The 12,555-nt window shown below is 62.3% G+C and carries 10 protein-coding genes; 8 read left to right on the top strand and 2 right to left on the bottom strand.

Annotated elements, in window-relative coordinates:
* The first annotated feature begins 241 nt into the window (after positions 1-241).
* Positions 242-853: a polyhydroxyalkanoate synthesis repressor PhaR gene (gene phaR / locus CIT25_RS24685; protein ID WP_095487350.1), complete on the top strand. Its 612-nt coding sequence runs from the start codon at positions 242-244 to the stop codon at positions 851-853.
* A 94-nt stretch (positions 854-947) separates the two neighbouring features.
* Here phaR and CIT25_RS24680 read toward each other — a convergent pair whose 3' ends face one another.
* The gene (locus CIT25_RS24680) at positions 948-1,391 is read right to left on the bottom strand and encodes a hypothetical protein (protein WP_095487348.1); all 444 of its coding nucleotides are present in this window, start codon (positions 1,389-1,391) and stop codon (positions 948-950) included.
* Positions 1,392-1,491: 100 nt separating this feature from the next.
* On the opposite strand from CIT25_RS24680, the gene CIT25_RS24675 reads away from it, so the two are divergent.
* The 3 genes from CIT25_RS24675 to CIT25_RS24665 all read left to right on the top strand — a co-directional run bounded on the left by CIT25_RS24675 (position 1,492) and on the right by CIT25_RS24665 (position 4,311).
* Entirely contained in the window at positions 1,492-2,148 is a 657-nt protein-coding gene (locus CIT25_RS24675) for a TetR/AcrR family transcriptional regulator (protein WP_095487346.1), read from the top strand.
* 202 nt (positions 2,149-2,350) lie between these two features.
* On the top strand, positions 2,351-3,133 hold the full coding sequence (locus tag CIT25_RS24670; RefSeq protein ID WP_095487344.1) for a 3-hydroxybutyrate dehydrogenase: 783 nt from the start codon (positions 2,351-2,353) through the stop codon (positions 3,131-3,133).
* A gap of 47 nt (positions 3,134-3,180) precedes the next feature.
* Entirely contained in the window at positions 3,181-4,311 is a 1,131-nt protein-coding gene (locus tag CIT25_RS24665) for a patatin-like phospholipase family protein (protein WP_095487675.1), read from the top strand.
* 14 nt (positions 4,312-4,325) lie between these two features.
* On the opposite strand, the gene CIT25_RS24660 is transcribed toward CIT25_RS24665, so the two are convergent.
* Positions 4,326-4,925, bottom strand: a complete 600-nt coding sequence (locus tag CIT25_RS24660; RefSeq protein ID WP_095487342.1) for a TetR/AcrR family transcriptional regulator — start codon at positions 4,923-4,925, stop codon at positions 4,326-4,328.
* Between the two features lie 117 nt (positions 4,926-5,042).
* On the opposite strand from CIT25_RS24660, the gene CIT25_RS24655 reads away from it, so the two are divergent.
* The 4 genes from CIT25_RS24655 (at position 5,043) to CIT25_RS24640 (ending at position 12,541) form a co-directional block, all read left to right on the top strand.
* Positions 5,043-5,504, top strand: a complete 462-nt coding sequence (locus tag CIT25_RS24655; RefSeq protein WP_095487340.1) for a (2Fe-2S)-binding protein — start codon at positions 5,043-5,045, stop codon at positions 5,502-5,504.
* A gap of 2 nt (positions 5,505-5,506) precedes the next feature.
* On the top strand, positions 5,507-7,780 hold the full coding sequence (locus CIT25_RS24650) for a xanthine dehydrogenase family protein molybdopterin-binding subunit (protein WP_095487338.1): 2,274 nt from the start codon (positions 5,507-5,509) through the stop codon (positions 7,778-7,780).
* 400 nt (positions 7,781-8,180) lie between these two features.
* A complete protein-coding gene (locus CIT25_RS24645; RefSeq protein ID WP_095487673.1) occupies positions 8,181-9,362 on the top strand; it encodes an efflux RND transporter periplasmic adaptor subunit in 1,182 nt (393 codons plus the stop codon).
* A gap of 2 nt (positions 9,363-9,364) precedes the next feature.
* Positions 9,365-12,541 carry an efflux RND transporter permease subunit gene (locus CIT25_RS24640; RefSeq protein WP_095487336.1) on the top strand — a complete coding sequence of 1,059 codons (3,177 nt, stop codon included), beginning with the start codon at positions 9,365-9,367 and terminating at the stop codon, positions 12,539-12,541.
* The last annotated feature ends 14 nt before the right edge of the window (positions 12,542-12,555 follow it).

Here is a 12,555-nt window from a genome sequence, read left to right as displayed (position 1 = left end):
CTTTCCGTGACCCAAGTCAAACCGGAAATGGGCATGCCGCCCATGCGCGGCAAGCAGGTTGCGCGTCGCCATGGAAACAGCCCGCCCGTTGCCGCGCAGCATATTTAGGCTGCCGTGCAGCATTAATCGATCCCGCACTGCACAAACCACTTGGAATTGTGACGCTTTTGCGCATATCCTTGAAAAGCGCAATCGTTACCGGCCGCTTACTCAAGTGCGCCGGTGTCCCGGGAGGATACTGATGGCCGCGAAAGACGAACCGATTATCATCAAGAAATATGCCAATCGCCGCCTCTACAACACCGGCACCAGCACTTATGTGACGCTCGAGGATCTTGCCGACATGGTCAAGAAGGGCGAGGAGTTCACCGTCCAGGACGCCAAAACCGGCGACGACATTACCCATCCTGTGCTGACCCAGATCATCTTCGAGCTGGAGAACAAGGATGGGCAGAACATGCTGCCGATCCCGTTCCTGCGCCAGTTGATCGCCTTTTACGGCGACCAGATGCAGATGATCGTGCCGAGCTTCCTCGAGCAGTCGATGATCGCCTTCTCAAAGGAGCAAGAACGCTTCCGCGAGCAGATGAAGGGTGCCTTGGGCAAGTCGCCGCTGGACATGATGAAGATCGCCACGCCGATCAAGGCGCTGGAAGAGCAGACGCGCCGCAACATGGAGATGTTCCAGAATGCCATGCGCCTGTTCACGCCCTTCCCACCCGCAGGCTCGAATGGTTCGTCTGCGCCGCCGGCAGAGCCGGCCAGGAAAGAAGGGTCGGAAAAACCCGATGACCTTCAGGAGTTGAAGGAACAGATCGCCGCCATGCAGCGCAAGCTCGACACCATGTCGTGATCACTGGCCGGACAAGGTCCGGCCGAAACCATCCTCTGCAGCCTTGTCAGAACATCTCCGCCTCGAATGAGGCAGAGATGCCATCCGGCCCACGCTATTTCGTCGTCACGGTCACCAGGGCGGTAACGGGTTTGCCGTCCACAAGGACGGGATTGTGATGATCATCGGCAAGCAGGATGCCGATCACGTGCTTGCCGGCGGCATCCGGGCAATGGCCGAAACGAGCCTTGATAAGATCGCCGCCAAGGTCGCTATTCATGCTGTTGTATGGCCTGCCGGGGATGTTGCAACTGTCTCCGTCGGGATCGATCTTCATATGCACGTGGCCGCATTGGCTGTTGTCGCCGCATTTGCCTGCAGGAAGCAGCGTGAGGTTGCTCCTGACGATGACGCCTATCGCCTTTTCCGCATCATTGCCGAGCTCGATGACCGAACCGGCGGCCGGCCAAACAATTTCCAGGGTAGGCCGATCTTCGGCCTGGGCAGACCCGAGCAATAAGGAGAAAGCGAGGGCAGTCGTTGCGATGATGCGATGCATGGTAACCTCCGTTGTTGTGTAATCACCGATTACATATGAATCGCTCCGGAGCAAGAAAATAATCAGTGATTACATTTTGGCCTTGTGCTATTGGAAAGGCATGACCAGCACCACGGATTCCGGCGAAGCCGCCAACCCCAAGCGCTATCATCATGGCAATCTGGTCGAGGCTTTGATCGCTGCAACCGTGGAGATCATCGAAGAGCGCGGCGCGGAGCATGTGTCTGTGCGCGAGGCCGCAAAGCGTGCCGGCGTTTCGCCCGGCGCTCCATTCCGGCATTTTCGGTCGAAAACAGCACTGCTGACCGCAGTCGCCGAACAGGCCATGAGCCGGCTGACCGAGGCCGTTGCCGATGCGCAGTCAAAAGCCGACAGTGCAGATCCCATTGCGGCCTTCGAAGCAATCGGACAAGGCTATCTGGAATGGGCGATCAGCAATCCCACGCATTTCCAGATCATCAGTTCTCGAACGCTGATTGATTTCGACGCGTCGGACAATCTTCGTGATCAGAATGAAGCCATTCGCCGGAAGATGATCGACCTGCTGACCCAGGCGCAAAAAAAGGGTCGGCTTTCCCCGGACACCGACTTCGATCATCTGGTGCTTGCCGCACGTGCCTTTGTCTATGGGTTGGCGCGCATGGCGATTGATGGCCATTTTCCGGAGTGGCATCCGTCGGAGCAGCCGTCCCTCGCCGTGCGGAGGGCCCTGCGTCTTTTCATGAGCCAGATGACCATTTCCAAAACGCGGTCTTAGGAACACCCCAAAGAGGCTCCCCGGGATCGCTGACGAAACTGTTTTCACAGGGCCTGTCAGGCGCACAACTTCGACTGAGGCCGGCCTCTTCATGACAAAAATTTCATGTCGTCGCCGATCCGTGCCGCTGTTCTTGCGCGGCACGAGACATATATGCTGCACTGCAATATGCTTCCGTTAGCACCTACCGAAGGATTCCGCCTTGCCCAGCAGAAAAACCGCCATCGTCACCGGGTCTACCTCGGGCATCGGTCTGGCCATCGCCCATGCGCTCGCGGCGGAAGGCTACAACGTCGTCGTCAATTCCTTTTCCGACACGGCCGACGACCGGGCCATCACCGATGCGATCGCCAAACATCACAAGGTGAAGGCCGCCTATATCAAGGCAGACATGTCGAAACCGGCCGAATGCCGGGCGCTGGTTGCGAAGGCAGCCGAAACCTTCGGTTCGGTCGACATACTGGTCAACAATGCCGGCATCCAGCATGTCGCGCCGGTGGAAGAATTTCCGATCGAGAAGTGGGATGCCATCATCGCCATCAATTTGTCGTCGGCCTTCCACACCATCGCCGCCGCCATCCCGCTGATGAGAGAAGCCGGCGGCGGCAGGATCGTCAACATCGCCTCGGCCCACGGGCTGGTCGCCTCGCCGTTCAAGTCGGCCTATGTCGCGGCCAAGCACGGCATCATGGGGCTGACCAAGACCGTCGCTTTGGAGCTGGCGCGCGACAAGATCACCTGCAACGCCATCTGCCCCGGCTATGTGCTGACGCCGCTGGTCGAGGCGCAGATCCCCGACCAGATGAAGGCGAACAAGATGGACCGCGACACGGTGGTCCGCGAGGTCATGCTCGAAAAGCAGCCGACCAAGGAATTCGTCACGGTCGAGCAGGTTGCCGCTGCCGCGGTGTTCCTGTGCTCGGATGCGGCAGCGCAGATCAACGGCACGCATATTTCGGTCGACGGCGGCTGGACCGCCCAGTGAATTTGGGCGCGCAAAACACATCTGGCCGACAAATCAAGGGCAACGCCATGACGACAAACGGCAAGGCGGAGGAGCCTAAGAAGATCAACGTCGCGCTGCAGGGCGGCGGCTCGCACGGCGCCTTTTCCTGGGGCGTGCTCGACCGGCTGCTTGAGGACGGACGGCTCGACATCGCGGCGGTTTCGGGCACCAGCGCCGGCGCCATGAACGCGGTGGCGCTGGCCGACGGCTTCGTCCGCGGCGGCGTCGAGGGCGCGCGGCGGAAACTCGACGATTTCTGGCGCGCAGTGGCGCTGAAGGGGCGGTTCAGCCCGGTGCAACGCATGCCGTGGGACGTGGCCTGGGGCAACTGGTCGATCGAGAATACGCCCGGCTATCTCTTTTTCGACACCATGTCGCGGGTGTTCTCGCCCTATGTCGCCAACCCGCTCGGCCTCAACCCGCTGCGCGACGTGATCGAGCAGGAGATCGATTTCGGCAATGTGCGCGCCTGCAAGTCGATGGAGTTGTTCATCTCCGCGACCAATGTCGAGACAGGGCAGTTGCGCGTCTTTTCCGATGGCGAGATCGACCTCGACACGGTGATGGCGTCGGCCTGCCTGCCGCAGCTGTTCCGCGCCGTCGAGATCAAGGGCGTGCCCTACTGGGACGGCGGCTATGGCGGCAATCCGGCGCTGTTCCCGTTCTTCAAGACGGCTGCCACCGAGGATGTGCTGTTGGTGCAGATCAATCCGGTGGTCCGCGAGGGGACGCCGAGGAGCGCCAACGAAATTCAGAACCGCATCGACGAGATTACCTTCAATGCCGGGCTGCTGCGTGAATTCCGTTCGATCGCCTTCGTCAAGGAACTGATCGCCGCCGGCCGGCTGCCGCATGGCGAATACCGCGACATCCGCATGCACCGGATCGATGCCGACGAGGCGTTCAAGGACCTGTCGGCGTCGTCCAAGGTCAATGCCGAATGGGCGTTCCTGACCTATCTGCGCGACCTTGGCCGCACCGCCGCCAGCGACTGGCTGGAGGAGAATTACGACGCCGTCGGCAAGCGGCCGACGCTTGATCTCTCAGGCGAGCTCGACGACGGCTTCAAGCCGGTGCGTGGTCCGGCACCGGGCCGGCGGGTCAAGGAGTTCCTCGCGGCACGCAAGAAGCCGGAGGCGGCGCGCCGCCAAGCCTGAGGCATTTGGAGACGTCAGCCTTTTTTCAAGGCTAGATCGATCACCCTGATCAGTGCGGCCGCCGCTTGCCGCTGTTCGTCAGGATCGCTGATGCGCGTCTTCATGCCTTCCAGCCCGTCGAGCAGCATGTCGGCCAGCAATTTTGCCGACAGGCCCTTGGCGGTGAGATCGACGCCATTTTCGACGGCCTCGTCCTCGATTGCGGTTGCGACATGCTCGACAAGGCCGCCGCGCCAGCATCCGACCAGATCGGCCACGCTCGATTTCATGTCGAGGAGTTCAGCGCCGTGCGGCGAGGCGTGGACGGTGCGCATCATCGAGATCAGCGCTTCGTCGATGGCCCGCGTCATGCGCTCGGCGAAGGCGCCGTCGCCGGCAAGCGCCGCTTTCGCCTGCTCGATCGAACGGCCAAGCAGCATCATGGCGATGGCGCGGTAGATGTCGGTCTTGTTCTTGAATTGGAGATAGAGCGCCGGCCGCGACATGTCGGCGGCCCGCGCAATGTCGTCCATGGTGGTGCGGGCGAAACCATAGGCCAAAAACACCTTCATCGCGCCGTCGAGGATACGGGCGCGTTTGGGGTCTATGTCGGCGATGTCTTCGATCTCGATCATGGTGCAACTTTATCCTGCAAAAGCTCTGTTGACAAAATAACGAAATTTGTCAAGATGTTTGAGGGACGAAGCGAGCGCTTCTCCCTTGGGCTGTGGACGACAACGAAGGGTATCCCCATGCGCCTCACCGTCGACGGGCAGGCATTCGATATCAATGCCGATCCCGAAATGCCGCTGCTGTGGGCGCTGCGGGATCTCATGGGCAAGACCGGGCCGAAGTTCGGCTGCGGCATTGCCGCCTGCGGCGCCTGCACGGTGCATGTCGACGGCCAGCCCGTGCGCTCCTGTTCATTGCCGGTCGGTGAGGTCACTGGCGCGGTCATCACGATCGAAGGCATCGGCACCGAAGGCAGACTGCATCCGGTACAGCAGGCATGGCTGGAAGAGCAGGTCGCCCAGTGCGGCTACTGCCAGGCCGGCCAGATCATGAGCGCGGTGGCGCTGCTCGACGAGGTTGCCGACCCGACCGATGCCGACATCGACAATGCCATGGGCGGCAATCTCTGCCGCTGCGGCACCTACCCGAAGATCCGCGCGGCGATCAGACGAGCGGTCGTCCTCAAGACGGCGGGGATCTGACCATGGCCAGTGTCGGAAAGATCGCCCGCCGCACGTTTCTCATCGGCGCGGCTGCCATCGCAGGCGGCGTCGCCGTCGGCTACTATTACTACCGCAAACCCTATCCGAATCCGCTGGAAGGCGATCTCGTCGCTGATGAAGCGACCTTCAATCCCTATGTGAAGATCGGCGCCGACAACACCATCACCATCGTCGCGCCGCGCGCCGAGATGGGCCAGGGCATCTCGACGACGCTCGCCGCCATGGTTGCCGAAGAGCTCGATGTCGGGCTCGACCAGGTCAAGGTCGAGCACGGCCCGGCCTCCTACGCCTATTACAACTCAGCGATCCTGGAAGAGGGCGGTCCGTTCGCCTTCTTCGACGAAAGCATGACCGCGGAAGTAGTGCGCGCCGGCATGGGCGTGGTCGGAAAATTCCTCGCCCTCCAAGGCACCGGCGGCTCGGCCTCGACGCGCGACGCTTTCCTGAAGATGCGGCAGGCAGGTGCCGCCGCGCGGCAGATGCTGATTGCAGCGGCCGCGCAAAAGCTCGACATAGCTGCCGCCGATCTGGAAACGGCGAATGGCTCGATCCTGCACAAGGCGTCGGGCAAGTCGGTGACCTATGGCGCTGTCGCCGCGACCGCTGCGACGATGGCGCCGCCTGCGGATGTCCGGCTCAAGGACAAAGCTGACTGGAAACTGCTCGGCAAACCGCAAAAACGCATCGACATGCCGGCCAAGGTCACCGGGGCGCCGATCTTCGGCATCGACGTGACGTTGCCGGACATGCTGTACGGGACGATCAAGATGAGCCCGCGCTTCTGGGCCAAGCCGGTCAAGGCGGACCTCTCCAAGGCCGGCAAAATGCCGGGCGTGATCAAGATCGTGCCGATCGAAACGAATTACGGCCACGGCTTCGGCATTATCGCCGAAAACACCTGGGCGGCATTCAAGGCGGCGGAGGCGATCGACGCCGAATGGGCCGATCCCGAATATCCGTTGGACAGCGCCGCCATTTCCGAGGTGCTGAAGCAGGCGCTCAGCACCAAAGGCTCGGTGATGCGCGACGATGGCGATGTCGATACCGCCTTCGCCGACGCGCCGCGCGAAAAGATCGTCGAGGCCGACTATACGGTGCCCTATCTGGCACATGCGACGATGGAGCCGATGAACGCCACGGCGCGGTTGAAGGACGGCGTCCTCGACATCTGGTGCGGCAATCAGGCGCCGACCTTGGTGCGCCAGCTTTGCGCCAGTGTTGTCGGCATCGAGCAGGACAAGGTCAACGTCCACACCACATTCATGGGTGGCGGCTTCGGTCGACGTGTCGAGGTGGATTATGCGCTCTGTGCCGCGCTGATGGCGAAGGAGACCGCAGGCCGGCCGATCAAGGTGATCTGGACGCGCGAGGAGGACATGCGCCACGACGCGTACCGGCCAGCCGCGATCGGCAAATTCCAGGCGCGGCTTGGCGGCGACGGCATGCCGGTCGCCGTCGACATGACAATCGCCTCGCCATCGCTGATAGCCAGCACCTTGCGCCGGCTGTTTCCCTCGATATCGCCGCTCGGCCCCGACAAGTCGATCGTCGACGGAGCCCATAACCAGCCCTATACGATCCCGAACTACCGGGTGACTGGCGTCGCCGCACCCGTCTCCATCCCTGTCGGCTCCTGGCGATCGGTCGGCAGTTCAATCAACGGTTTCTTCCATGAAGGATTTCTGGACGAGATCGCCGTCGCCGGGAAAACCGATCCAGTCGAATTGCGCAAGAAGCTGATGGCTGCCTATCCGGCAGCGGTGAAGGTGGTCGAGAAGGTCGCCGAATTGGCAAAATGGGGTGAGGCGCTGCCCGCCGGCAAGGCCAAGGGCATGGCGTTCACGCTGTCCTTCGGCAGTTGGGTCGGCGAGATTGTCCAGGTCGCCGACACGCCAGCCGGAATCCGCATTGAGAAGGTGTGGATCGCCGCCGATGTCGGCACCGCACTCGATCCTGGCATCATCGAGGCGCAGCTCATCTCCGCCGCCATCTATGGCCTGTCGGCGGCGATGGCTCAGGAAATCAGCTTTGCCGACGGCATGGTCGAACAGTCGAATTTTCACGACTACGATGCCATGCGCATCTCCCAGTGTCCGGCGTTCGAAGTCGCAATACTGGAGAATTTTCACAAGATGGGCGGCGTCGGCGAGGTCGGCACGCCGCCGGCGGCACCGGCACTCGCCAACGCCATCTTCGCACTGACCGGCAAGCGCATCCGGACACTGCCCATGTCGAGGGAGGTGACCTTCGCATGAAACTGGTTTCCACCATGCTGACAGCTGCTGCCACGCTGTTTCGATGGCGCCTTTCCCAACGGCACCGGAAAGCCGAACACAGAACCGATGATGGTCGACGCAACCAAGGGTTTGCCCGAGGAATGCGGTCTACACGGTACTCTTGCATCCGCGTTGCGCCGAGTGCGATGTCGCAGACGAACGGCCGCGCTTGTCCGGCGCGCCTCATGGCGGCGAGCGCGTCCTGCCCAGCGAAGTAATAACCCATCAACTTTTCTGACTATATTGCGGTGCAACTTTGATGTAGAAGCTCGTTCGCCGATCACGGCAAGTTGAACACGGCCTTGCGCGCACCCATATCGGCGACGCGCCGAGTTAGAAGACGCGGCCTGGCCGATTCCCGCGCACTGGAAAAACGATGATGCCGAAATACAGGTTTCACAAGCTTGCAGCCATTGTTGTGCTTGTCGGGTTCGCTGCCTGGATGGTGACGGGCGAGTTCTCGTCCGTCGGGAGCGCGTCTGCCGACAACAAGCCCAAGGCAGGCGAAGTCGAGCAGCCAAACACGGCTGACGCGGGTAAGCCCAAGCCCACTGAGGCAGAACAGCCAAAGGCAGCCTTACGCACCGTCGCGGTCATAACCCCGCCGCGGCGCACCTATGCGCGCGCCATCCGGATTTCCGGACTGACCGAAGCCGATAAGCGCGCGGTCCTGGCGACGCGTGTCGCCGGCGTCATCGACAAGCTGCCGGTCAAGCAGGGACAGCGCGTCAAGACCGGCGACCTCGTGCTGATGTTGGCAGCCGAGGAAAAGCTTTCGGCGGTCAGCAACGCCAAGCAGCTTTTGGTTCAGCGTCAGGCCGAACTCGATGCAGCGTTGCGGCTGATGAAAACCGGCAATCTGCCCAAGCTGCAGCTCGACACGGCCCGCTCCAACCTTACGCTGGCCCAGTCGCACCTGGAAGCCGCGCAGGCCGAGCTCGACCGCAACGAGGTGAAGGCGCCGTTCGACGGCGTCATCGACCGGGTGCCGGTGGAGCTTGGCAGTTCCGTGATGCAGGGCGGTGAGGTGGCGACCATTCTGAAGCTCGATCCGGTAATTGCCCGCGGCGAAGTCAGCGAACGCGATCTCGGCTTTCTGAAGAATGGCGACAAGGCAAATGTACGGTTGGTCAGCGGCCAGAATGTCGAAGGGACCGTGCGCTACATCAGCCGCGACGCCTCCTCCGCCACCCGCACCTTCCGCGTCGAGATCGCAATCCCTAATCCCGAAGGCACCATCCCAGCCGGGATGACGGCCGAGATCGCGCTGAGCGCGCAACCGACCGACGCCGTCATGCTGCCGCGATCGGTGGTCACGCTCGGCGACAAGGGCGATCTCGGCATTCGCGCCGTCGATAAGGACGACAAAGTCGTGTTCTTCCCGATCGACCTCGTCGACGACACGCCAACCGGCCTGGTGCTCGGTGGCATCCCTGCCGATGCGCGCGTCATCGTCGCCGGCCAGGAACTGGTGAAGGAAGGCGAAGTTATCAAGCCGGTCGAGGCCGATCAGGCGACCATTCAGAAGCTGTTGGGCGAAGCGACGGCCGGGACGCAATAATCATGGATATCGTCAAGCTCGCAATCAACAATGCCCGGCTGACCATTTCGGTCCTGATCTTCCTCATCCTTGCGGGTGCGGTCGCATATCAGTCGACGCCGAAGGAAGCGGAACCCGACGTTCCGATTCCGATGATGTATGTCAGCCTGATCTATCAGGGCATCTCGCCTGAGGATTCGGAACGCCTTCTGCTGCGGCCGATGGAAGCCAAGCTGAAGAGCCTCAAGGGTCTCAAGGAGATGCGCTCGGCCGCCTTCCAGGGCGGCGGCTATGTGCTGGTCGAATTCCATCCGCAGACGGATCTGGCGACGGCGTTGCAGGACACACGCAGCAAGGTCCAGGACGGTAAGGCCGACCTGCCGCAGGCAGCCGAGGAGCCTGTGGTTACCGAAGTCAACATCTCCGAGTTCCCCGTCATGGTCGTGACGCTGTCGGGCGAGGTGCCCGAGCGCGTGCTCACGACGGCGGCGCGCGAGTTGCGCGACCGCATCGAGGAGGTGCCCGGCGTGCTGGAAGGCACGCTGCAAGGTGCCCGCGACGACCTCGTCGAAGTCGTCATCGATCCGATGAAACTATCTTCCTACGGGCTTCAGCTCGAGCAGCTGATCGGTGCGGTCGGCGATTCCAACAGTCTTGTCGCTGCCGGCAACATCGAAGGGTCCGAAGGCAAATACGCGATCAAGGTGCCTTCGCTGATCGAGACGCCGGAGGACGTGGCGGCGCTTCCGATCGTCGCCGGCCCCAATGCCGTGGTGCAGGCCAAGGATATCGCCACCGTCCGCTCCACCTTCAAGGACGCCGAGACGGTGACCCGTCTCGACGGTAAGCCGGCGATCGCCATCGAGGTGAAGAAGCGCATCGGCTCCAACCTGATCGACACGATTGCCAAGGTCAGGGAGGTGTCCGACGCCTTCATAAAGACCATGCCGGCAGGCATGCATGTCACCTACACGCAGGACAAGTCGGTCTTCGTCAACCAGTTGCTCGGCGATCTGCAGAACCACGTCGTGATCGCCGTGATCCTGGTGTTCATCGTCATTCTCTACGCGCTGTCGGGCCGGGCCTCGGTGCTGATTGGCCTCGCCATTCCATCGTCTTTCCTGATCGGCATCCTGCTGTTGGCCATGATGGGCTACACGATCAACATGATCGTGCTGTTCAGCCTCATCCTGGCGGTCGGCATGCTGGTCGACGATGCCATTATCGTCACCGAATTCGCCGAGCGGCGCATGAGCGAAGGCATGCCGAAGGCAGAGGCCTTCGAGCTTGCCGCCAAGCGCATGGCCGGTCCGGTCATCGCCGCGACGATGACGCGCATCGCCGCCTTTTCGCCTCTGCTGTTCTGGCCAGGCATCATCGGCGACTTCATGAAATACATGCCGATCACGCTGATTGTCACGCTTTCGGCCTCGATGCTCTATGCGCTGGTCTTTGCGCCGACGCTGGGCGCCTTGTTCGCCAAGGCGCCGCCCCATGACGAGGACGACAACCGTGATGGCTGGTACATGGCCGTGGTCAAGCAGGCGGTGCGCTTTCCCGTCACCGTGCTTCTGCTCACCGTCGCGCTTTTGTTCGGTGTCGGCTTTGCCTATTCGAAATACGGCGCAGGCGTCGAGTTCTTCCCGAATGTCGAGCCTGACTACGGCCTGCTCTATGTGCACGCCCGCGGCAACCTTTCGCTCGCCGAAATGGATGCCTCCACAAAGATCGCCGAGGACCGGCTTCTCGGCTGGCCAGGCGTGAAGTCGGTCTATACCCGTGTCGGCAAGACGCAAGGCGGTGGCCAGGACATACCTGAAGACGTGGTCGGCGTGATCCAATACGAATTCGTCGACTGGCGCGAGCGCAAATCGGCGAATACGATCCTGGACGAACTGCGCGGCGTCATGGCCGGCATTCCCGGCGTCGACGTCGAGGTTCGCGTGCCCGAGGCCGGCCCGCCCACCGGCAAGCCGATCCAGATCAGGCTTTCGGCCGTCGATCCGAAAGGTCTCGACGACAAGGCGCGCGCGGTCGCCGCCCGCATTGCCAAGGTGTCCGGTGTGATTGACATTTCCGACGGCCTGCCGCCGCCCGGCGTCGACTGGGCGCTTGAGGTCGATCGCGCCAAGGCGGCACAATACGGCATCAGCCCGACCTCGGTCGGAACGGTGGTGCAATTGGTGACGAATGGGCTGAAGCTCAGTGAATACCGGCCAGCCGGGGCGGATGACGCCGTCGACATCAGGCTGCGCCTGCCGGAAGACCGGCGCACACTGTCGGCGCTCGACGATCTCAGGGTGCAGACCTCGCAAGGCTCGGTGCCGATCTCGAATTTCGTCGTGCGCAAGCCGGAGCCGACCGTCGGCATCCTCAACCGCATCGACGGCGCGCGCACGGTGGTCATCCAGGCCAATGTCGCCGCCGGCGAACAGGTCGCTGCTGTCCAGCAGCAGGTCACCCAGGCCGTCGCCGACATGGACCTCGGCAGCGGCATACGCTGGAAGCTCGCAGGCTCGAACGAGGACAGCGCGGAGGCCAGCGCCTTCCTCAGCAAAGCTTTCGGCGCCGCGATCTTCCTGATCTTCATCGTGCTTCTGGCGCAGTTCAACAAGTTCACCAGCGTCTGGCTGGTGCTGTCCTGCGTGGTCATGGCGACAATCGGCGTGTTCCTGGGACTTCTGATAACAGGGGAGACCTTCGGCATCGTCATGTCGGGCATCGGCGTCATCGCGCTGGCCGGCGTGGTGGTGAACAACAACATCGTGCTGATCGACACCTATGACCGGCTGCGGGAAGAGGGCTGGGATAAGGTCGAAGCGGTTCTGCAGACGTGCCGCGAACGCGCGCGCCCCGTCGTGCTGACCGCCGTGTCGGCGATCCTCGGCGTGCTGCCGATCGCCTTCGGCCTCGGCCTCGAAATCTTCCATCACGAGACGACGATCAACGCGCCGTCGACGCAATGGTGGATTTCACTGTCCTCGGCGATCGTCTTCGGCCTGTCCTTCGCCACCGTGCTGACGCTGGTGGTGACGCCGTCGATGCTGATGGTGTTCACCCGGGCCAAGGTCAAGCCCGGCGCACGGCGCGGCTGGCTCAGCCGCTTGTTCGGGCGCGGCAAGGGTGCGATCTCGCCGGAGGAGTCGACACCAGAGCTGGACGCCGAACCGGCGATCGCCTTCCCGAAGGCCGCCGAATAGGCCGATTTTGCTTG

The organism is Mesorhizobium mediterraneum (assembly GCF_002284565.1).
Lineage (GTDB): Bacteria > Pseudomonadota > Alphaproteobacteria > Rhizobiales > Rhizobiaceae > Mesorhizobium > Mesorhizobium mediterraneum.
The sequence above is the reverse complement of the archived record's forward strand: the minus strand, read 5'-3'. Positions and strand labels throughout refer to the sequence as shown.

What these genes read in the sequence shown, in the direction of transcription:
- phaR (WP_095487350.1), top strand. Translation starts at nt 242, where the DNA reads ATGGCCGCGAAAGACGAACCGATTATCATCAAGAAATATGCCAATCGC.
- CIT25_RS24665 (WP_095487675.1), top strand. Translation starts at nt 3,181, where the DNA reads ATGACGACAAACGGCAAGGCGGAGGAGCCTAAGAAGATCAACGTCGCG.
- CIT25_RS24660 (WP_095487342.1), bottom strand. Translation starts at nt 4,925, where the DNA reads ATGATCGAGATCGAAGACATCGCCGACATAGACCCCAAACGCGCCCGT.
- CIT25_RS24675 (WP_095487346.1), top strand. Translation starts at nt 1,492, where the DNA reads ATGACCAGCACCACGGATTCCGGCGAAGCCGCCAACCCCAAGCGCTAT.
- CIT25_RS24655 (WP_095487340.1), top strand. Translation starts at nt 5,043, where the DNA reads ATGCGCCTCACCGTCGACGGGCAGGCATTCGATATCAATGCCGATCCC.
- CIT25_RS24640 (WP_095487336.1), top strand. Translation starts at nt 9,365, where the DNA reads ATGGATATCGTCAAGCTCGCAATCAACAATGCCCGGCTGACCATTTCG.
- CIT25_RS24680 (WP_095487348.1), bottom strand. Translation starts at nt 1,391, where the DNA reads ATGCATCGCATCATCGCAACGACTGCCCTCGCTTTCTCCTTATTGCTC.
- CIT25_RS24650 (WP_095487338.1), top strand. Translation starts at nt 5,507, where the DNA reads ATGGCCAGTGTCGGAAAGATCGCCCGCCGCACGTTTCTCATCGGCGCG.
- CIT25_RS24645 (WP_095487673.1), top strand. Translation starts at nt 8,181, where the DNA reads ATGCCGAAATACAGGTTTCACAAGCTTGCAGCCATTGTTGTGCTTGTC.